Origin of the sequence: Cellulophaga sp. 3_MG-2023, assembly GCF_030546975.1 — a bacterium.
GTDB lineage: Bacteria > Bacteroidota > Bacteroidia > Flavobacteriales > Flavobacteriaceae > Cellulophaga.
In genome coordinates this window covers 139,125-161,611 of the sequence record NZ_JAUOPS010000003.1, presented here as the reverse complement: position 1 = coordinate 161,611, position 22,487 = coordinate 139,125, and the positions used below count along the sequence as shown (strand labels likewise).

Sequence of the window (22,487 nt, the reverse complement as noted above, 5' to 3'; positions counted from 1 at the left end):
ACTATCCTTTTACTAGTTCATTGTTGTCCCAGTAGTTTAAAACACTCTGTAATTTGGTTTCGTAATCCTCATATTTAAGAGGTTTTATTACATAACCAGCAATACCAATTCTGTAACATTCTTGTAAATCGGCTCTATTTTCTGATGTAGTTAATATAATAGTAGGTAAAAACCTAAGCTTGTCATCTGCTTTTAAAATAGATAAAAACTCTATACCACTCATCCTTGGCATATTTAAGTCTAACAAAATTATATCTGGCAACGTATTACCAGACTGTAAAATATCTAGAGCTTCTTCACCATTTTTTGCCTCTGTAATATTATGCTTTAATTGAAGCTTTGACACTGTTCTTTTCAGCTTCATTGTCTCAATCATGTCGTCTTCAATAAATAAAATATTCATAATTCTAGATTTTATATGAGCAAATATACTTTCTCTATTTTACTTAAATTTTCTTGTAAAGTTGAAAAGTAATTTAGTGTAGATGAATGGTAGTTTATTGTAGTTGAATAAAGTTGCATTTTTTGTAAAAAAATTTAACTCCGATGAAAAAACAAAAAGTATCGATGAAATGCATTACAGGTCTATTTTATCTCTTTTTCTACAAAGGGATGTTCTGGACTACATATTTCACCGATTAATTTGTGCAGTTCATCTGTAAACTTAGCTATAGTATCTTCTGTAATTATTGTATTTCTGTTTTCCGTAAACTTTAAAATCCCTGCTTTTATATTTTTAAAAGAGAAAATTCCTGCCTCTACTTTATCCACAGGAACAACATCATTATACATATAAGCATAGCACAATAACTGAAAAGCCTTACTCTTATCATACTCCTCTATGATATCTTCCCAATTACTTAAATTAAGATTTTTTTGCTCTACTTTACCTGTTTTATAATCTATAACACGCAAAACACCATCTATCTCATCTATCCTATCTAACTTACCTTTTATATGCACAGGAAAATTTATTCCAGGAACGTTTATTGCTGTTTTTAAGGACATTTCTAGTCCAATAATTTTTATTCTATGCCTTTTTGCACTTTCTATTTCTATCTTAATAAAGTTTTCTACGTACTTTAAAACTACATTAAAAGCTATTAGATTTTTACCCTCTTCTAAGCTTACATTTTTATAATGTATACCAAAATGTTTACGCACAGTAGCATTAACTCTAGGCAGCAATTCTTTTAGTTTATCTGGGTCTAAAAAGGTATTTATAAATGGCTGATAAAGCTCATCTAACGTTTCATGTACAATAGTACCAAATGTATTGGCTGCCACAGTTTCTTCTACCTCCTCTAGTTCGTTAATTTTTAAAATATTCTTTTTGTAAAAATCTAACGGATTTCTAATATAGTTTGATAAAGATGTTGGCGAAAAACCATAAGCTGCAATACCCCTAATTAGCTCCATTAAATTTGCATCTTTTTGTATTGATACTTCTTTCTTTTCTGGAGATTTAATTTCAGGAAAAGCAATAGTTTCTGTAATGTACTTTGATATGTTATCGTCTGCCAACAACTGTCTAATTAGTCTACTAACTTCACCACCCTCTAACACATCTGGTTCTGTATTGTATACCAAGTATATGTTTTTTGCTCGCTGAAGAAGTCTGTAAAAGTGATACGTATATACGGCATCTTTTTCTTTGTACGTAGGCAAACCATACATTTTTTTTATATCAAAAGGAATAAATGAATTATTAGATTTACCAGATGGCAAAATTCCTTCATTAACAGAAGTTAGAAGTACGGTTTCAAAATCTAAGTTTCTACTCTCTAACATTCCCATTATCTGCAAACCTTTTAAGGGTTCTCCTTTAAAATCTAATGTTTCACTAGACAATAACTCCTTGTACAATCCAAAGAGCGACTGTAAATCGTCTAAAAATGGGTATTTAGATGCCAAATCATTTAACTGGTTAAACAACTGATGAAACCTGTATAAATACTCCAATTCTAATCCGTTACCTTCAGTATTTATACGTTCCTTAATTCCTGAAATTAAAGCCAAGCATTTTTGTAAAAAAAGAGGAACCGTTGCTGTAGCGCTAAAAAACAAAAGATCTAAATAGGTAGATTTAGTAGTATTTACTAATTGCAACTTATGTACATCTACATAAATCCAATTTCTAGACTTAATTTGAGTACAAATAGTATCTGCAGCATTAATTGTATCATCATCTGTAGAAAAAAGTAATTGTATGTAAGGATGATTTAATACGGTTGTTACGTGTTGGTAATACCATCCTTTATCGTCTCTACGTATATAAAGCTCAAACAACTGTGTAAATAAACTCTCTAAAGGCGATTTATGCAATGGAAAACCCATTGTAATGTTTATACCATTTATTTCCTCTGGAATTGCATTAATTAAGGGATTTAAAAGTGTTTCATCTCCTAATACAACCGCAGTATTGGTTAACATACTTTTTTTCTCTTGGTGCAAATTTCCTAAAATACTACCCACGTATTTTGCCTGAGAAACGTTTTTAGGCACACCTGTAATTGTAATATTTTTAGGTGTTAAATATGTACCGCTATTAACCTCTAGGCTTTTGTCTTTAAAATAACGCCACTCTTTACTAAACTGACGAATAAAAAAACCAGCATCATGTACTGGATCTTTAAAGAAATACTCATCTAAATCCCAAAAAATTTCTGCACTAGTTTTCTCTAAAATGGTTTCAATAATTAATTCCTCTGCTGTGTTTAAAGCATTAAACCCAATAAATAAGTGTTTATATTGTTTGGTGTCTTGTATATAACTATCTAAATTAACACAGGCCTCTCTATAGACCAAACCTTGGTGACCAAGACCTTCTTGCTTCAACGATGCATTAAAAGCTGTGTAAAGCGCTTCTAACGAATCCCAAAATGCCATATAATTAGTAATTATACTGCTTTTGTCTTTCTCTACAGTCCAGTGGTTAATTTCTTGTACAGCATTTAAATGAGAAAATATCTTTTTTGTATCTACAAAATACCTATCAATTTCGTTAAAGTCTTGTAATAGGGTAGTTCCCCATTTAGAAAAAGCATAGAAACCATCTTGCTCTCCTTTAACTGTGGTTGTATATGCTCTATACAGTTCAAATAACTGCTGCGTATTAGAAGCATATGCTAAACCCGAAATTTTTTCTACAAAGTCTTCTATACTTTGTATTTCAGGTGCAAATATTGTAGAATTTACGTGTTTAGAGATTGCATTTTTAAGAAATGTACCTGCACGCTTGCTTGGTAAAACAAAAATAAGGTTCTCTAATGAACCTTCTTTATCTATAATTTTAAGTAGTGTATCTTCTAAAAAGCTTTGCATGGGTTAAAAATAAAAAAAGCTCCGCAATTGCGGAGCCTTTTCTATAAAATTAGAGTTTTAAACTCTTATTATTTTACTAAGTTGATTTCAACTCTTCTGTTTTGCTTTCTACCAGCTCTAGTTTTGTTAGTAGCCATTGGCTTATCTTCACCGTAACCTACAGCAGATAATCTAAATTCTCCAATTCCTTTTTCTACTAAAAATTCTTTTACTGAAAGAGCTCTAGACTCAGATAATTTCTGGTTTAAAGAAGCAGAACCAACACTATCAGTGTGACCTTCAACAGTAAACTTAGCGTTAGGGTACTCTTTTAAGATAGTAATGATATCTACCATAACAGCAGTAGACTCAGCTTTAATAGAAGATTTACCTGTATCAAATAAGATAGTTCTAGCGTAATCGTTCAATTTCTTTTGAACTTCTTCAGTTACTTCAGGACAACCGTTGTTAGCAACAGTACCAGCAACCTCAGGACATTTATCATCCTTGTCTAATACACCATCTTTATCTTTATCAGCCCAAGGACATCCGTTGTTTTCAGCAGGACCTGCCTCAGAAGGACATTTATCATCTTTATCAGCAACACCGTCACCATCAGCATCAGGACAACCGTTTAATGCAGCAGTACCTGCTTCATTAGGACAAGCGTCATCTTTATCAGCGATACCATCACCGTCAGCATCAGGACAACCGTTCATTTCTTTAGATCCAGCTTCGTTAGGACAAGCATCTTTGCTGTCTTCTATACCATCACCATCAGCATCAGGACAACCGTTGAAAGCTTCTAAACCAGCAACTTCTGGACAAGCATCATCTTTGTCATAAACACCGTCACCATCTGTATCAGCACCACCAAATTTGATAGCAAGACCAGCTAAGTGTTGGAAATGTTTAACGCTGTAATCTTCAAATCCGTGCTTGTAACCAGTTTGTAATGTTAAACCAATGTTCTCAGAGAACCAAATGTTAACACCAACACCACCATTTACAGTACCAGCACCAATTTCATCAACCCACGTGTAACCACCACCGATTTCTACGAAAGGATCAATTGTTGTATTTTTTAAGAATGCATATTTAATTGCACCATCTAAACCGTAGTAAGAAAGATCATCAGCTGACCAGTCTCCTAAGTTTTCAATTCTATTTAAAGAACCTCTAACTCCTACAGAGAAACCATTACCTACAGATCTAGAAACTCCAATATAAGAGATAGAAGGAAGAATGTTCCAGTGATCAGTAGCATTGAAGTACTCATCAAACAATTCTCCAGTTTGGTAAAGGGCATCATCATCATTAGTTGGCCACATATCAACTGCGTTTACACCAAAATTAATCTGCCAAGGATTATTTTCGTCTTGCGCTTGCATGTTGTTTACACCTACTAGTAGTAAGGCAACAACCATTAATTTGCTAAGATTTTTCATGCTTTAAAATTTAAGTTTTAAGTGTTTGTAAGCTGCAAATGTAAGTTGTTACTATTTATTAACAAAATCAAACAGCTCTTTTTTTTAACACAATTAATAAAAAAATTAACTTAATTAAATGATACCAAGTTCTTTTCCAACTTCGGTGAAAGCCTCAATTGCTTGGTCTAAATGCTCTTTTTCGTGTGCTGCAGACAGCTGAACTCTTATTCTTGCCTTGTCTTTTGGCACTACAGGAAAGAAAAACCCTATTACGTAAATACCTCTTTCTAATAGCATATCTGCCATTTTTTGCGAAAGCTTTGCATCATAGAGCATTACAGGCACTATAGCAGAATCTCCATCTATAATATCTAAACCAGCTGCTTTCATACCTTTTTTAAAGTATGCTGTATTTTCTGCCAATTTATCTCTTAAGGTTGTGTCCTTGTCTAACATATCAAACACTTTTATAGATGCACCAACAATTGCTGGAGCTAAAGAGTTAGAGAATAAATATGGTCTAGAGCGTTGTCTTAAAATTTCTATAATTTCTTTTTTACCTGTGGTATAACCTCCCATTGCACCACCTAAAGCTTTACCTAAGGTACCTGTTATAATGTCTATACGGTCTAAAACTCCTTTTTCTTCTAGAGTTCCACGGCCAGTTTCTCCTATAAAACCTGCAGAGTGGCATTCATCAATCATTACTAATGCATCATACTTATCTGCTAGATCACATATTTTATCTAATGGAGCAAGTAAACCGTCCATAGAGAATACACCATCTGTAACTATTATCTTAAATCTAGAACCATCTGCATTTGCTTTTTTAAGCTGCTCTTCTAAATCTGCCATATCGTTATTAGCATATCTATATCGCTTTGCTTTACATAAACGTACACCATCTATAATAGATGCGTGGTTTAATGAGTCTGATATGATAGCATCTTCTGCTGATAACAATGGCTCAAAAACACCTCCGTTGGCATCAAAAGCTGCTGCATATAATATGGTATCTTCTGTACCGTAAAAATTAGCTACTTTTTGCTCTAGCTCTTTATGTATGTCTTGAGTACCACATATAAAACGTACAGACGACATACCAAAACCATGAGTATCCATTGCATCTTTTGCTGCTTGCACAACTTCTGGATGAGATGATAAGCCTAAGTAATTGTTTGCACAAAAGTTAATTACCTCTTCTCCTGTAGAAATTTTAATAACTGCATCTTGTGGAGATGTTATTATACGTTCTGTTTTGTATAGACCTGCTTCTTTTATTGAGTCTATTTCTTGCTGTAAGTGTTCTTTAATTTTACCGTACATAATTTTTAACTTATAAATTCTGGAGTAATGTTATCATTAATATATACTATTACTTTAGCTGCTATTTTATAATTCATAGCTTCTAATGCATAAGCATAACTATTTACTTGTTGGTGGTAGCTATTATTTGGCATACCTGTTTTGTAATCTATAACAGTTGCTTCGTTATTTGTGTTAATTACAACTCTGTCTGGACGCAAAAGTAATCCTTCTGCTGTAATTATATCCTTTTCGTTCTTAACAATATTTCCTTCCTTATAATATAAGGCTAAATCTGGGTGCTCTATAACTGTAAGTACTTTTTGTTTGGTTGCCTCTTTATCTGTAGGCGTTAAATGCCCGACTCTTATTAATATAGCTATTGCTTTATCAATATCCTTTTTAGTTTGGACATAACTAAGTAGCAAGTGTATAAGGTTTCCTTTTTCTAAAGCTACGTCTCTACCTGTTTCCCATAACATACCAGACCTAGTAAGTATTTTAAAGCTTGGTCTGTCTTTAGTAGAATATTGGTACGCTATATGATTAAGCTTATCTGTTTTTAAAGCAACCTCTTCTGCTACTTGTAAATTTCCAAAACTATAAACAAGCTGAGTATCGGTCCAGACACCTTGTTGCTGTAAATACTTTATAAACAAACCAGAATACCTATTCATATTTGGTTCTCCTTTTGCATTTAGTTCTTTTTTACTAATTACATACAGTGCTTTTACGGCTCTAGTTAATGCAACGTATAATACATTAAAGGCATCTAACTCTTGTTTGCTATGCTCTTCTGTAAATAGTTTAGCTGCCAACTCGCCATACTCTTCCATTTCTTGTTTTTTGGTTACTAACATTTCTGTAAAACCATTAAACTGTTGAGAATCTACTGGCAACCATATTTTTTCATCCTTACCATATATAAAAGAATTTGCAAACGGAAAAATTACAATAGGAAACTCCAACCCTTTGGATTTATGCACCGTCATTATTTGCACGGCATTAATATTATCTGGAGCTTTTAAAGATAATTTATCTTTTTTCTTATCCCAAAAGGCTAAAAAAGTCTGTGCACTAACACCATCTTTTTGTTCAACATCTAAAACTTCATCCATTAAACTAATAAGATATGCGTCTGATGTTTCTGCCAATTTAAATTGATGAATTGCTTTTTCAAAAGCATCAAAAACAGACAGTTGTTTAAGCTTATTTATTGCAAAACCGTATTTGCTTAACAAAAATTCCTCTAAGGTATTTAAGTTAGCTTGTATAAAGTTGTGTGTATCCTCTTCCTTATCTGCTAAAAAATATAAAATCTCATAAGAGGTATCTTTATCTTTTGGCTGCGTACTATAAGTTAATAAATTTAGTAAAAAACTTACCTTGTCACTACTCTTTAGTAATAGAGATTCTGATGATATTACTGGAATTTTTTGAGCCGTTAAAAAATCTGCTAATACATAACTATGACTATTGGAACGCACTAGAATACAAATATCTTTATAGTTGTATTTTTTTTCTGATGTTAATGATGTAATTGTTTCTAAAACCGAAGCACAATACAAATCGTTATCGTTTTCTTCCTTATCATCAGGAATAAAAGACAACTCTACCAAACCACCTTTTTTTGCATTCACACCTTGCTTATTACCAGAAATATACAAATCTGCATACGTGGTATTGTTTAGCAAATTGCTAGTTACTGTAAAAAAGCTATTATTAAAATTAATAATTTCTGAAAAGCTTCTGTAATTTCTAGGTAATTCTGCTGTCTGCGGCTCTAACACATATGGCAACTCTTTTTTATTAGCTAACTGTATAAATTGTTCTGCCTTGCCACCACGCCACCTGTAAATAGCTTGCTTAGCGTCCCCCACCAATAATAGCGACCCTTTTTTACCATAGTCATCTAAACTTTCTAACGCATTACCTATTAAAGGTATTAAGTTTTTCCATTGAAGCTCAGATGTGTCTTGAAACTCATCTACAAAATAGTGCCTGTATTTTTCTCCAAGCCTTTCATATATAAAAGGTGCTGGCTGATTTTTAATTTCCTTAGAAATTATAGCGTTAAAAGATGCCAGAGTTAGCTGATCTCTTTCTTTACAAATAGTATTAATTTCTTTCTGTATTTCATTTAATACCGTTAACGGTACAATATTACTATATACATTTTTATACAACGCTCTTTGGTACATTGTATCTTTTACACTTGTATAAATTTCTAAAAGCATTGGAGCTATGTGGTCCGGTGCATTTTTAACAGAGGCTTTAAATATTTTACCATTTTGCAAATTTTCACCAAGCTTATTGTTATATAATTTAGCGGGGTTAAACTCTCCTTCTATTATTTTTTTAAAATGATTTGGTAAGGTTTGCCTAGGGAAATCTGTAACATCTATTCCTTCTGTCTCTATAATAGCATCTACAGTTTTTGCCTTTAATATAGCAGCCTCTTCTAAATTTTTTAGCGTGGTAATAAGTGTCTTTTTTAACGCTAAAAAATCTGTAATGCTTTTAGTTTTAAAACTCTTTAAATGCTCTATATTGTTTTCATTAAACAACATTTTGCCCACCTTATTTAAATCAAAAGAAATATCCCAACTTTTGTCATCATCTATTTTTTCAAAAGTAAACTCTAGTAATGTATTGGTTAAAAGTTTATCTGTACCTGCTTTTGCAAGCAACCTCTCTACAGCTTCTGCTAATAATAATTGGGTGTCTAAAACCACTTCAAAATTCTGTGGTATTTTTAAATCCTTTGCAAAAGTCCTAATAAGTCTGTGTGTAAACTTATCTATTGTACTAATATCAAAAAAAGCATAGTTATGCAGAATACTCTTGTGTACCTGTTTTGCTCTTTTTTGCAACTCTTCAGTAGATACATTAAGTTCTTTTGCTACATCTAAAAATAAATCTGAGGGAGTTGTACTTTCATCAACCTTACTAAAAGCATATAAATTATCTAAAATACGCTGTTTCATCTCATTAACAGCCTTATTTGTAAAAGTAATAGCTAGTATTTGTCTGTAACTTTTTGCTGTAGCAGAAGATAAAATTATTTTAAGATATTCCTTTGCCAAGGTATATGTTTTACCCGAGCCTGCAGATGCGCTGTATATTTTGTAAGGCGAAGTTTCCAACTAGTTTTTAGCTGCAAATTACATAATATTACAATGTTCTTAACAGAAACGTTATGGAAAATGCCTTAGAATATTGTAAATTTGAACTAAGACATTTTTTTAACATAAAAATAGATATAATTATGGCTTTTGAATTACCAAAATTACCTTACGCATATGATGCGTTAGAACCACATATTGATGCTAGAACTATGGAGATTCACCATACAAAACATCACAACGGATATACAACTAAACTTAATGGTGCTATTGAAGGAACAGATTTAGCTGGGAAATCTATTGAAGATATCTTAACTAACCTAGATATGAACAATGGCGCTGTACGTAACAACGGTGGTGGATTTTACAATCACTCTCTTTTCTGGGAAGTAATGTCTCCTAACGGTGGTGGCGAGCCAACTGGCGAGTTAGCAACAGCTATTAATGAAGCTTACGGTTCTTTTGATGCTTTTAAAGAGGCTTTCTCTACTGCAGCAGCAACTAGATTTGGTTCTGGTTGGGCTTGGTTGTGTGTACAAAAAGGAGGTAAAGTAGAAGTTTGTTCTTCTCCTAACCAAGACAACCCGTTAATGCCAGGAGTTGGTTGTGGCGGTTTTCCTATTTTAGGGTTAGATGTTTGGGAACATGCTTACTACTTAAACTACCAAAATAGAAGACCTGATTACATTGGAGGATTTTTTAATGTAATTAACTGGGATAAAGTATCTGAACTTTACGCTAGCAACAAGTAAAGAAATACATTTAAAATATAAAAGCCACTCTTGTTTTAGAGTGGCTTTTTTTATGCTTTGTATTTACTTAATTCTATAAAATAGAAAAGGGCAGAGAAGATCTCTACCCTTTTCGTCCCAAATCTTACCATAAACTTAACCTACTTATGCTATGGCTTTGCTAAATTACTGGTATTGTGTCTAATAAAAAAAAAAAACGACAAAAAAATTAACACAATAATTCATAAATATGCAAATATTATCGATGAAATGCACGCTAATGGCTTGATTACAAGCAAATAAAAAGGCGAAGTTTCCTTCGCCTTTTCTTCAAAAACCAACTAGAAATTCAACTCAAAAATCCCATAGTTTTGTTAAAATTTTAATAACAATTAAAAAATTATACTAAAGTAAGTGTTCTTAATTTTTTAATCTAGGTTAAAATATTCCTCATCAGACATTTCACCATTTCTAATTTTTTGTAATTCTTTAGCATAAGAACGAATGTATGCATCTAAGTCTGCATTAAAATACTCAGATTTTTCTTGCTTGTAAGATCCGTCTAAAACTCCATTATAGTAATAGAAGAAATTATAATCAAAACTACCCGCATTTAAATCATAAGCTCCAAGTAAAAAACCTAACCTTACAGCAGATCTTCTTTGGTAATTACGACCGTGATGCCCTGGGCTACTTGTATTATTGTCTCCAATAGATGCAGCAAACTCATACGCAGTTGCTATCTGAGAAAAGCTTGTTTTATTATACCCATTTGGTCTTCTTAAGTAGTAACCTGCCATACCATCTGCCTCTAACTCAGCTGCTCTTGCAGTAGATTCGTTTTTAGACGGGTAACCGTAAGTAAACTGTAATTGGTGAGCAAATTCATGAGCTAATATCATAACGTTAGCTATTTGACCTTGAGCTTTTGCAGCATTATAAATTGCTTCTCCATAATAAATTTTACCACTACCATAAGATATAGCATTGTAAGTAGAGTTAGGGTTAGAGTTGTCTTTTACAAAACTAAGTGGCACAGCTGGTCTTCCCCATACTGCTGCAATTCTAGAATTTTGAGTTTGCATAAAGTTTGTCTCAGAAGATGTACCTATTGAACTGCTTAAATAAGCAGTACTACTCCAGTTACGATCTACATAACCACATTCATGCAACTCATCTTCAAAAGCTTCAGCAATAGCTAATTCTTTTACTTCTGCAACTTCTGTTTCTGCCTCAAAGGTCTCTGTATCCTTAGAACAAGACTGTAAAACTGCTACAAAAGTTAACCCTAATAGGTAGGTTCTTTTAAAATTTAAGTTTTTCATAATTAATATTTTATTGATTATTAGTTAACACAATATTAGTAAATATTTTCTTACTAATTATGAAATATTAAATAAAAATTAACAATACACATATAACCATCGGATTACTAGAGTATTAGTTGTAAAAAAAAATGATTATAATTAAAAAGTATTAATAATGAGTAAGTTGGAAATAACTAAAAGAAAAGAATTTGCAAATATGGTATAAAATAAAAAGGCGAAGTTCCCTTCGCCTTTTTCCCCAAATCTTACCATGAACTTAACCTACTTATGCTATGGTGATAACAAATGTATATTAATTATATAATGCCATAAACAATATTAGTTAAACTAAAGAGTTTACTAGACTAAGTGTTTTTTATATATTTATTAAAAAGAATTGAATTTCAGGAAAGTAGTTAAAAATAAAAAGGTAGAGTTTCCTCCACCTTTTTCCCCAAATCTTACCATGAACTTAACCTACTTATGCTATGGTACAGCAAAGATAACTTAAGTTTATATTTTGTTCCTAAAGTATCGGATTAACGCCCATTTCATCAGTCCAACTACATATTATCCGATGAATGGTATAGTATAAAAAATAAAAAGGCGGAGTTTCCTCCACCTTTTCCCCAAATTTTACCATGAACTTAACCTACTTATGCTATGGTAATCACAAAATTAGCTATGTAACTACCCTTTAGCTGCATAAAAAAGCTAAAACGCATATATTACCGACAAAATACACTATTTAATGCATTTCATCGATGCATTTTAATACGCTCGTTCACTTTTACCTTCATAAAAGTTAATAAATGCTCTGTTAACCACTCTGTTACCTCCTGGAGTAGGGTAATCTCCGGTAAAGTACCAATCTCCTAAATTTTTAGGACAAGCCTCATGTAAACTTTCTACAGTTTGATATATAATTTCTACCTCTGCTTTAATTTCTGATGAGCTAAGTAATTCTCCTATTTTTTTAGAAATTTGCTTTGCAGTAAAAGGCTTGTAAAACTCTTTCACATAGTTAACAACCTCTTTGTCTGGTCTGTTTACTTGTGTTAAACATTTCTCATAAATACCTTTTACAATATCCATAGAGTCATTTTCTTTATGTAGTGCTAAGGCAGCCCTAAAAGCAATAAAGTCTTCTAGTTTAGCCATATCAATACCATAACAATCTGGATATCTAATTTGTGGAGCAGATGAAACTACTACTATTTTCTTTGGTAATAACCTATCTAGTATTTTTAAAATACTCTTTTTAAGCGTTGTACCACGTACTATACTATCATCTATAATAACAAGGTTGTCTCCCTTTTTTACAGAACCGTAAGATATATCATATACATGCGCTACTAGATCATCTCTACTACTGTCTTGTGTAATAAATGTTCTAAGTTTAGCATCTTTAATGGCTACTTTTTCTATACGAGGTCTAACCTCTAGTATTTCGTGTAACTCCTCTGATGTAATTTTTCTTCCTATAGATAAAATTTGCTGTTCCTTTTTACGGTTTAAGTGGTTTTGCGCCTCTTTAACCATACCATAAAAAGAAGTTTCTGCTGTATTTGGTATGTATGAAAAAACAGTGTTTTTAATATCACCATCTATAGACTCTAATATTTGCGGAAAAAGTAACTTACCAAGTTCTTTACGCTCTTTATAAATTTCTTTATCACTACCTCTAGAAAAATAAATACGCTCAAAAGAACATGCTTTACGCTCTACTGGCTCTAGAATTTGTTTAATATTAGCTTTACCACTTTTCTTTACTATAAGAGCGTGTCCAGGTTCTAGTTCTTTTATTTCATCAAAAGGCACGTTAAATACTGTTTGTATTGCTGGTCTTTCCGATGCTACAACAACAACCTCATCATCTTTATAATAGTAAACGGGTCTAATACCTGCAGGATCTCTAAGCACAAAACTATCTCCATGACCTAATAAACCAGACATAGCATAACCACCATCCCAGTTTTTGGCTGCTTTTTTAAGAATTTTAGCTACGTTTAAACGCTCTGCTATAATTGGTGAAGCTTCTAATTTAGTAAACCCTTCCTTTTTTATTTGCTTGTACAGTTTTGCTACAGCGTCATCTAAAAAATGACCTATTTTTTCCATAACAGTTACTGTATCTGCCATTTCTTTTGGGTGCTGACCAATTTGCACCAAATTGTCAAAAAGTTCATTAACATTGGTCATGTTAAAATTACCTGCCACAATTAGGTTTCTATGCATCCAATTGTTTTGTCTTAAAAAAGGGTGCACACTCTCTATACTATTTTTACCAAAAGTACCGTAGCGTACGTGCCCTAGCAACACCTCTCCTATATAAGGAATGTGTTTTTTTTGTAAAGCTACATTGTCTACATACTCTGGGTTTTCTTGTAAAGCAGTGTTTATGCGGTCATTTATTTGAGCAAAAATATCTTGTATTGGCTGACTTTGAGCAGAACGCACTCTACTCATATAACGCTCTCCTTGCTTCATATCTAATTTAATGCTGGCAAAACCTGCACCGTCTTGTCCACGGTTGTGTTGCTTTTCCATCATTAAGTACATTTTATTTACTCCGTAAAAAGCTGTACCGTACTTTTCTTTGTAATACTCTAAGGGCTTTAACAGCCTAATCATAGAAATTCCACATTCGTGTTTAATGGCGTCACTCATTTCTTATAAATTGATATTAAAAAAAGCCCATAAATGGGCTTGTAATTATTATTGTAATTCTATGTTAAACTGGGTTAATTCTGCAAACTGACGCAGCCTCTTGTCTACTTCTGTTTTTTCTAATTTCTCCATACGCTCTGTTCCAAAGCGTTCTACACAAAAAGAGGCCAAATTAGAACCGTGAATTATTGCGCTTTTTAAATTGTCAAAAGAAACGTTACCTGAAGCTGCTAAATAACCAGAGAAGCCACCTGCAAAAGTGTCTCCTGCACCTGTAGGGTCAAAAACCTCTTCTAACGGTAATGCTGGTGCAAAAAACACATTATCATCTTTAAACAATAATGCTCCGTGTTCTCCTTTTTTAATAACAACAAATTTTGGTCCCATTGTTTGTATTTTGGCAGCTGCCTTAACTAAAGAATATTCTCCTGTTAATTGTCTTGCCTCTTCATCATTAATTGTAATAACATCTATATGCTTAATTACGTTTAACAATTCATCTAATGCATTATCCATCCAAAAGTTCATTGTATCTAAAACAATAAGCTTTGGTTTTTTTGTCATTTGTTCAATAACACTCATTTGTACGCTAGGGTGTAGATTTCCTAACATAACAACATCTGCTTCTTTATAACTTTCTGGAACTACTGGTTTAAAATCTGCCAATACGTTTAACTCTGTAGCTAAAGTATCTCTAGAGTTTAAATCGTTATGATATTTACCTTTCCAATAAAATGTTTTACCTCCTTTTACAATTTCTAAGGCAGATAAATCTACATTTTTACTCTTTAATAAGTCTAGGTGTTCTTGAGGGAAATCTTCACCAACAACAGATACTATTGCAGAGTTTACTTTAAATTGTGACGCAGCTAAAGCTATGTACGTTGCTGCACCACCAAGAATAACATCTGTTTTACCAAAAGGGGTTTCTATAGCATCAAAAGCTACTGTACCCACAATTAACAATTTGCTCATATAAGTTAATTTTGGTGCAAAGATACATTTTTGAAATAGCAATTCCGATTCATTAGAACATCAATTTATAAAAACAAGAAAAAGTACTATTTACGCCCAAAGTCTGCAGGAATTTCTCCCCAAGCTTTAGTTTCCCATTTTACAATTGTTGTAGTGTATGTATTTGTTTTTAACCAATCTTCTGCTCTACGTATTAACTCAAAAACATCTTCATTTTTTTTAGACTCCTTTAATTTACTATTGCACTTTTTTTTGCGTACCCAACTCATAGCTGTTCTAGAGTCTGTATAAATTATACGGTTACTATTATTTTTTTTAAGATATGCCAAGCCATGTACCAAAGCTAAAAACTCTCCTATATTATTAGTACCTTGTTTAAAAGGCCCTTGTTTAAAAAGCTCTTTGGCGGTTTGGGTGTCTACACCACGGTATTCCATAATACCTGGGTTGCCACTAGATGCTGCATCTACAGCAATAGAGTTGTAATTTGGTTGCCCTATTTTATCTAGCTCTGCTTTAGACAAGCTTGTAGTAATTTTTTTACCTCTATAATCATCATAACTACCATTAAAAGCTTTTTTTGCAGCTTCAAAAGTTGGAAAAGACTTATACTGGGCGCCTTTTTCTTTATTAATGGCAGCCTTGCAAGCAGCCCAAGAATCGTAAATTCCGGGTTTTTTACCTTTCCAAACTGTATAAAATTTTCCTTTTTTACCCATTATTTTGATAAAAGTTGATCTATTACCTTTGGAAAGTGCTCATACTCTAACATGTGTACCTTTTTTGCAATGTCATCTACAGAATCGTTACTATTAACTGCTGTTTCTGCCTGATAAATTATAGCTCCTTCATCATAATTTTCATTTACATAATGAATTGTTATGCCAGTTTTTGACTCATTATTATTTTTTACTGCATTGTGCACATGCATGCCGTACATTCCTTTTCCTCCATAATTTGGCAGTAATGCAGGGTGTATATTTACAATCTTATTAGGGAAAGCATCAACAAACTTTTGGGGTATTTTTAGTAAAAAACCCGCCAAAATAATTAAATCTGGTTGCATACCCTTAATTATGTCTAATAAGCAGTCTGACTTAGAAAAAGCCTCTCTATTGAAGTATAAAGAACTTATATTCAACCTGTTACATCTATCTATGACTTTGGCATCTCTTTTGTTAGTAAGTACACAGATAATAGTAACCAAAGGGTTGTCTTTAAAATAATTTGCTATGTTCTCTACATTAGAACCAGAACCAGAAGCAAGTAGAACAATACGTTTCATAGAGCGCCAAATAAGGTAATTATTGAATAAAAAATGAGGTGTAAAATTAACACTTCAATATTAAATTAAATTAAAAATTGACACATTTTAACGACAAATGGTGTATTTAAACCAAAGTTTTTTATTTTTGCCTTCAATTAAAATTATTAAAACAAAATTATTATGTCAGACATTGCATCAAGAGTAAAAGCTATAATCGTTGACAAATTAGGAGTTGATGAGAACGAAGTTGTTACAGAAGCGAGCTTTACTAACGACTTAGGAGCAGATTCTTTAGATACTGTTGAGTTAATTATGGAGTTCGAAAAAGAATTCGATATTCAGATTCCAGATGATCAAGCAGAAAACATTGCAACAGTTGGTCAAGCAATAAGTTATATAGAAGAAGCAAAGTAATTTATTATATCTTGAACAAGATTTAAAAAAATATCCATGTGGTAGTCTTGCTGCATGGATTTTTTTTTTTAATTTACACATATCTAATTAATAGATTTAACAAAATTTGAGTTCATGCAATTAAAGCGAGTTGTAGTTACAGGTCTAGGAGCTTTAACGCCTATAGGCAATAACATAGAAGAATACTGGGATGGGTTAGTAAACGGAAAAAGCGGATCTGCCCCTATTACCCATTATGATGCAGAAAAATTTAAAACAAAATTTGCCTGCGAATTAAAAAACTATAATCCTGCAGATTTTTTCGATAGAAAAGAAGCACGTAAACTAGATAAGTTTGCTCAATACGCTATGGTTTCTGCAGATGAAGCAATAGCAGATTCTAAATTAGATTTAGACGCTCTAGACAAATTTAGAGTTGGCGTAATTTGGGGAGCAGGTATTGGTGGCTTAGAAACTTTCCAGAACGAAGTATTAAACTTTGCTGAAGGAGATGGTACACCAAGGTTTAACCCTTTCTTTATACCAAAAATGATTGCTGATATAGCACCAGGTAACATATCTATTAAACACGGTTTTATGGGGCCTAACTATACTACTGTATCTGCATGTGCATCTTCTGCAAATGCAATTATAGATGCGTTAAACACTATACGCCTTGGCCATTGTGACGTTGTTGTTACAGGTGGTAGTGAGGCTGCTGTTACTATTGCAGGTATGGGTGGTTTTGGCGCTATGCACGCGTTATCTACCAGAAATGATAGTCCGCAAACAGCATCTAGACCTTTTGACGCTACCAGAGATGGTTTTGTTTTAGGTGAAGGAGCTGGCGCTTTAGTGTTAGAAGAATATGAGCACGCTGTTGCCAGAGGAGCAAAAATATATGCAGAAGTAGCTGGTGGTGGTTTATCTAGTGATGCATACCATATGACAGCACCTCACCCAGAAGGTATAGGCGTTGTACGTGTTATGGAAAACTGTCTTAAAGATGCTGGTTTAAAGCCAGAAGATGTAGACGCTATTAATACACACGGTACATCTACACCGTTAGGAGATGTTGCAGAACTAAAAGCTATTAGTAAAGTTTTTGGTGAGCACGCACATAATTTAAATATAAACTCTACAAAATCTATGACAGGGCATTTACTTGGTGCCGCAGGAGCAATAGAAGCAATTGCATCTATCCTTGCCATGGAGCATGGTGTTGTACCACCTACAATTAACCATGAAAATGTAGATGAAAATATAGATCCTAAATTAAACCTTACACTTAATAAAGCTCAAAAAAGAGACGTAAATGTTGCATTAAGCAACACGTTTGGATTTGGAGGGCACAATGCATGTGTAATTTTTAAAAAATTAAACTAAGATAATGAGTTTTATCTCCAAAATATTTAATTCCCATCCAGAAAAAGATGGGGATTTTTTTTTAGGAATAACACACATTTTAGGCTTTAAGCCTAAAAAAATAGAGATTTACCGCAAAGCCTTTTTGCACAGGTCTGCAAATAAAAAAGATAAAGACGGTAATCCTTTAAATTACGAACGCCTAGAATTTCTTGGAGATTCTATGCTAGGTACAATTATTTCTAAATATTTATACAACGAAGTTCCGTTAGGAGACGAGGGCTACCTTACTAAAATGCGCTCTAAAATTGTTAGTAGAGAGCACTTAAACGAATTAGGTAAAGATTTAGAACTTATAAAGTATGTAGAGAGCAGAATTTCAAAATCTCATTTTGGAGATAACATACACGGCAATGTTTTTGAAGCACTTGTTGGTGCTATTTACTTAGATAGAGGGTATGATTATTGCGAAAAATTTATAAGCGAAAGAGTAATTGGCCCGTACGTAGATATAGAGCAATTAGAAGGCCGAGTAATTAGTTACAAAAGCTTGGTGATAGAGTGGTGCCAAAAACAAAAAAAGCAATTTAATTATAACGTATATGAAGACACCGGTAATGACACGCTAAAACACTTTGCCGTAAAACTATCTATAGATCATAATATAATTGCAAAAGCCAGAGCAACATCAAAAAAGAAGGCAGAAGAAGCTGCTTCTAAACGTGCTTTTTTTGCTTTACAAGACAAAATTAAGAAGTCTAAGTAAAATAATTGTTAACTAAAACGTTTTCGTTTTAAATACCTTGCTTAAACCTTAAAACATACTAGGCTAGTATAAGTTTTAATCCTATATTTACTCTTTCAGACATAAAGAATATGGGAGCTATACATAAAATTTCTGAAGATTTTTTTGAAGATTCTTTTTCATTAATTGCCCTACACAGCAGTCTAGAAGATTACGCAATTGGCTATAATCTTAATTTATTTTTAAAATCTAATTTTAGAAGAGCCAAAATAGATTTAGATGTAAATAAGCGTATTTCTTTTCCTTTTTTTGAATGGGAAGACACAGATAATGATAATTACTGGACTTTAATTAGCAACCATAGTACAATAGAAGAACAAGAGGAACAAGGAGGTCTGTTTGGTAGCGAACTATCATACACAACACACTATCTAGTCCCAGAATATAAGGACGTAGATTACTTTTTAAAAATAGAGCAAGAAGACAAAGAAATTGTTACTTCAATTTTAAAACAAATTGTAAGTATACCAAAAATTGTGACTGCTTATAATATAGATGTTGATAACCTAAAATCTAAAAACAACTTAATTTTTTAACAATGCCAACTAACAAAAAAACAAAAATAGTAGCAACCCTTGGGCCTGCTACAAGCAAAAAAGAAGTTTTAAGAGATATGATTAATGCTGGAGTAAATGTCTTCAGAATTAACTTTTCTCACGCAGATTATTCAGATGTTACAGAGCGTGTTAAAATGATACGTGAATTAAGTGATGAGCTAGGCTCTAACACTTCTATTTTAGCAGATTTACAAGGTCCTAAACTTAGAGTTGGGGTTATGGCTGGCGAAGTTGTTGTTGCTCCTGGCGATAAAATATCTTTTATAACAGGTAAGCCTTTTGAAGGTACTGCAGAAAAAGTATATATGAATTACGCATCTTTTCCTAAAGATGTTAAACCAGGAGAATTAGTACTTTTAGATGACGGTAAACTTATGTTTAAAGTACTTTCTACAAACAAGAAAGATGAAGTTAAAGCAGAGGTTGTACAAGGTGGACCTTTAAAATCTAAAAAAGGAGTAAACTTACCTAATACCAATATCTCATTACCCGCACTTACAGAAAAAGATATTAAAGATGCAATTTTTGCAATTTCTCAAGATGTAGATTGGATAGCACTTTCTTTTGTACGTTTTAGTCAAGATTTAATTGACTTACAAGCTTTAATTAAGAAACACACAGATCATAAAATTCCTATTATAGCTAAGATTGAAAAACCTGAAGCTGTAGAAAATATAGATAAAATTGTTGCTTACTGTGACGGCTTAATGGTTGCCCGTGGAGATTTAGGAGTAGAAGTTCCTGCACATGAAGTACCATTAATTCAAAAACAATTGGTACTTACAGCTAAAAAAGCTCGTATTCCAGTAATTATTGCTACACAGATGATGGAAACAATGATTACTAGCCTTACACCAACACGTGCAGAGGTTAATGATGTTGCCAATTCTGTAATGGATGGTGCAGATGCTGTAATGCTTTCAGGTGAAACTTCTGTTGGTAATTACCCTGTACAAGTAATAGAAAAAATGTCTAGCATTTTAATGAGCGTAGAAGGATCTGATCTTATATCGGTACCACATAACCCACCTCATGTTAAAACTAGTAGATACATTACTAAATCTGTATGTTACCACGCAGCTATTATGGCTAACGAAATTAAGGCAAAAGCAATATCTACATTAACAAATAGTGGCTATACTGCTTTTCAAATTTCTGCTTGGAGACCAAGTGCGCATATTTTAGTTTTTACATCTAATAAAAGAATCTTAACACAATTAAACCTTTTATGGGGTGTTAAGGCTTTTTATTATGACAAGTATGTTACTACTGACGAAACTATAGATGATGTAAATGCTATTGCTTGCCAAAAAGGATTTTTAGAAGTTGGTGATATGCTTATTAGCCTTGCTGCAATGCCAATTGCAAACAAAGGTATGGTAAATACACTTCGTGTTACAGAAATAGAATCTTGTAACATTAAAAAATAAACAACCATTTAAGTTTATATATAAATCCTGAGTTATCGCTCAGGATTTTTTTGTTTATAACCACCCCAAATGTAAGTTAGTATTAATTTAAAAGACTATTAATTTACCTTATTAATACCTGTCTTTATGAAATTTAAATACACCGATACAAAAGTAGATTCTGTTTTTGGAATGACAGATGATATCAAAAAAAATCTAACTTACTTTAACACCAATAAAGACACCATAAGCATTTTATGGAACCAAAATAGCACCCCTGTTACTTTAGAAATAGATAACACAATTATAGAGCTACAACCCAATCAACTAATTACAACCACCTATTTACACTATGTATCTTATCAAAAAACAGAAAAACCTTTAACCGCTTTTATGTTTAACAGGCCTTTTTACTGTATTAGAGATCATGACAGTGAGGTATCATGCAATGGTATTTTATTTTTTGGAACACAAGAGTTACCAATAGTAACCATACCACAAGACCAAGAACGTAAATTTAGCACGCTCTATGAGATTTTTATAGATGAGTTTAGCACATCTGACAAAATACAAGGAGATATGCTACAAATGCTCTTAAAAAGGCTTATAATTATATGTACGCGTTTAGCCAAAGAACAACTTACTCTAAAAAAGTTAAACAATGAGCAAATAGATCTTGTACGTAGGTTTAATGTTTTGGTTGATGAGCATTTTAAAACCAAACGTAAAGTAAGTGACTATGCAGACCTGCTTTTTAAAAGTCCAAAAACCCTTTCTAATATTTTTGCACTTTACAATCAAAATTCACCACAACAAATAATATTAAGCAGAATTGCTTTAGAAGCAAAACGACTTATGAATTTTACAGACAAACAAAACCAAGAAATTGCTTATGACTTAGGTTTTAACGATCCTGCACATTTCAGTTCATTTTTCAAAAAAATGACCAACTACTCTCCTACCCAATACCGAGAAATACACAAAAAATAGGCTGTCGGGAAATTTCTACAAGCCGTCGGGAAATTGCTATTAACAAATAGCTCTTAATAGATTGCATCTTTGCATTGTAATTATAAAACAACGCAATTATGAACTTAATACATACATCTATTTTTAACCTAATTGAAATATTTAGGTCAGATAAAAAAAGTAAACAACAGACTGTATTAGCTACAGATCATTGTGAAAAAAAGTACCATCACGATTTCTACTGTGATGCAGAAAAACCTTTTATCCAACATTTTCAATAACAAACATTAATACTAACTGTATTTTAAAATAAATGACATTAAACAAAATAATTATGAGCAAATTTAACGTACCCACAAGAGCAGAAGTAAGCGAAAAAAATCAAGTAATTTTTGATTCATTAGAGAAAAAAGTAGGTTTTGTACCTAACTTATATGCAACATACGCATACTCTAACAACGCATTAGAAAACTACCTTAATTTAAGTGGAGCAAAAACATCTTTATCTGCCAAAGAAAAAGAAGCAGTAAACTTAGCAGTAAGCGAAGTTAATAATTGTATTTACTGTTTATCTGCACACACTGCAATAGGTAAAATGAATGGTTTTTCTGATGAAGAAATACTAGAATTAAGAGCAGGAAAAGCTTCTTTTGACTCAAAATTAAGCGCATTGGCTGCTTTAGCTAAAAACGTTACCGAAAAAAGAGGCGCTACAGATGCTACAATTGTAGACAACTTTTTAAACGCAGGTTACACTAAAGAAAACCTAATAGATACTATTGTATTAGTTGGCGATAAAACCATATCTAACTACATACACAGCACAACAAATGTTCCTGTAGATTTTCCTGTAGCAAAAGCTTTATAACAAATAAA

Annotated in this window: 19 protein-coding genes; 9 read left to right on the top strand and 10 right to left on the bottom strand. The window is 32.6% G+C overall.

The genetic code is table 11. From position 1 onward, the window contains the following. Position 1: 1 nt before the first annotated feature. From Q4487_RS10395 to Q4487_RS10375, 5 genes are all read right to left on the bottom strand, one after another. Positions 2–403 (bottom strand): response regulator, encoded by a 402-nt coding sequence (locus tag Q4487_RS10395; RefSeq protein ID WP_100894494.1) that lies wholly within the window; start codon positions 401–403, stop codon positions 2–4. A 182-nt stretch (positions 404–585) separates the two neighbouring features. Next, positions 586–3,324 carry a PD-(D/E)XK nuclease family protein gene (locus tag Q4487_RS10390; RefSeq protein ID WP_303542188.1) on the bottom strand — a complete coding sequence of 913 codons (2,739 nt, stop codon included), beginning with the start codon at positions 3,322–3,324 and terminating at the stop codon, positions 586–588. 68 nt (positions 3,325–3,392) lie between these two features. After that, positions 3,393–4,751, bottom strand: a complete 1,359-nt coding sequence (locus Q4487_RS10385; RefSeq protein WP_100894492.1) for an OmpA family protein — start codon at positions 4,749–4,751, stop codon at positions 3,393–3,395. Between the two features lie 114 nt (positions 4,752–4,865). Then, on the bottom strand, positions 4,866–6,059 hold the full coding sequence (gene kbl / locus Q4487_RS10380; RefSeq protein WP_100894491.1) for a glycine C-acetyltransferase: 1,194 nt from the start codon (positions 6,057–6,059) through the stop codon (positions 4,866–4,868). 5 nt (positions 6,060–6,064) lie between these two features. Further along, the gene (locus Q4487_RS10375) at positions 6,065–9,184 is read right to left on the bottom strand and encodes an exodeoxyribonuclease V subunit beta (protein WP_100894490.1); all 3,120 of its coding nucleotides are present in this window, start codon (positions 9,182–9,184) and stop codon (positions 6,065–6,067) included. A 122-nt stretch (positions 9,185–9,306) separates the two neighbouring features. Between Q4487_RS10375 and Q4487_RS10370 the strand changes: the two genes are divergently transcribed. Further along, the gene (locus Q4487_RS10370) at positions 9,307–9,915 is read left to right on the top strand and encodes a superoxide dismutase (protein WP_100896802.1); all 609 of its coding nucleotides are present in this window, start codon (positions 9,307–9,309) and stop codon (positions 9,913–9,915) included. Between the two features lie 407 nt (positions 9,916–10,322). Here the strand turns inward: Q4487_RS10370 and Q4487_RS10365 are convergent, their stop codons facing one another. From Q4487_RS10365 to Q4487_RS10345, 5 genes are all read right to left on the bottom strand, one after another. Further along, entirely contained in the window at positions 10,323–11,219 is an 897-nt protein-coding gene (locus Q4487_RS10365; RefSeq protein WP_303542192.1) for a metalloprotease, read from the bottom strand. A gap of 753 nt (positions 11,220–11,972) precedes the next feature. Continuing rightward, positions 11,973–13,871, bottom strand: a complete 1,899-nt coding sequence (locus Q4487_RS10360; protein WP_013620824.1) for an amidophosphoribosyltransferase — start codon at positions 13,869–13,871, stop codon at positions 11,973–11,975. Positions 13,872–13,919: 48 nt separating this feature from the next. After that, positions 13,920–14,846: a PfkB family carbohydrate kinase gene (locus Q4487_RS10355; protein ID WP_013620825.1), complete on the bottom strand. Its 927-nt coding sequence runs from the start codon at positions 14,844–14,846 to the stop codon at positions 13,920–13,922. Between the two features lie 86 nt (positions 14,847–14,932). Continuing rightward, the gene (locus Q4487_RS10350) at positions 14,933–15,565 is read right to left on the bottom strand and encodes a viroplasmin family protein (RefSeq protein ID WP_034645766.1); all 633 of its coding nucleotides are present in this window, start codon (positions 15,563–15,565) and stop codon (positions 14,933–14,935) included. Continuing rightward, a complete protein-coding gene (locus Q4487_RS10345; RefSeq protein ID WP_303542195.1) occupies positions 15,565–16,131 on the bottom strand; it encodes a phosphoribosylglycinamide formyltransferase in 567 nt (188 codons plus the stop codon). Before Q4487_RS10345 ends, Q4487_RS10350 begins: the two co-directional genes overlap by 1 nt. A 162-nt stretch (positions 16,132–16,293) precedes the next feature. Here Q4487_RS10345 and Q4487_RS10340 point away from each other — a divergent pair, with 162 nt between their 5' ends. The 8 genes from Q4487_RS10340 (at position 16,294) to Q4487_RS10305 (ending at position 22,479) form a co-directional block, all read left to right on the top strand. After that, positions 16,294–16,527 carry an acyl carrier protein gene (locus tag Q4487_RS10340; RefSeq protein WP_008269813.1) on the top strand — a complete coding sequence of 78 codons (234 nt, stop codon included), beginning with the start codon at positions 16,294–16,296 and terminating at the stop codon, positions 16,525–16,527. A gap of 114 nt (positions 16,528–16,641) precedes the next feature. After that, positions 16,642–17,892, top strand: a complete 1,251-nt coding sequence (fabF, locus tag Q4487_RS10335; protein WP_303542197.1) for a beta-ketoacyl-ACP synthase II — start codon at positions 16,642–16,644, stop codon at positions 17,890–17,892. Positions 17,893–17,896: 4 nt separating this feature from the next. After that, the gene (gene rnc / locus Q4487_RS10330) at positions 17,897–18,637 is read left to right on the top strand and encodes a ribonuclease III (protein ID WP_100894484.1); all 741 of its coding nucleotides are present in this window, start codon (positions 17,897–17,899) and stop codon (positions 18,635–18,637) included. 110 nt (positions 18,638–18,747) lie between these two features. Beyond that, complete coding sequence (locus Q4487_RS10325; RefSeq protein ID WP_303542199.1) at positions 18,748–19,212, top strand: IPExxxVDY family protein; 465 nt, start codon at positions 18,748–18,750, stop codon at positions 19,210–19,212. Between the two features lie 2 nt (positions 19,213–19,214). Further along, complete coding sequence (gene pyk / locus Q4487_RS10320) at positions 19,215–20,663, top strand: pyruvate kinase (protein ID WP_100894482.1); 1,449 nt, start codon at positions 19,215–19,217, stop codon at positions 20,661–20,663. Positions 20,664–20,789: 126 nt separating this feature from the next. Next, positions 20,790–21,632 carry an AraC family transcriptional regulator gene (locus Q4487_RS10315; protein ID WP_303542201.1) on the top strand — a complete coding sequence of 281 codons (843 nt, stop codon included), beginning with the start codon at positions 20,790–20,792 and terminating at the stop codon, positions 21,630–21,632. Positions 21,633–21,730: 98 nt separating this feature from the next. After that, on the top strand, positions 21,731–21,892 hold the full coding sequence (locus Q4487_RS10310; protein WP_157811084.1) for a hypothetical protein: 162 nt from the start codon (positions 21,731–21,733) through the stop codon (positions 21,890–21,892). Positions 21,893–21,945: 53 nt separating this feature from the next. Further along, positions 21,946–22,479, top strand: a complete 534-nt coding sequence (locus tag Q4487_RS10305; protein ID WP_303542203.1) for a carboxymuconolactone decarboxylase family protein — start codon at positions 21,946–21,948, stop codon at positions 22,477–22,479. Positions 22,480–22,487: the final 8 nt, after the last annotated feature.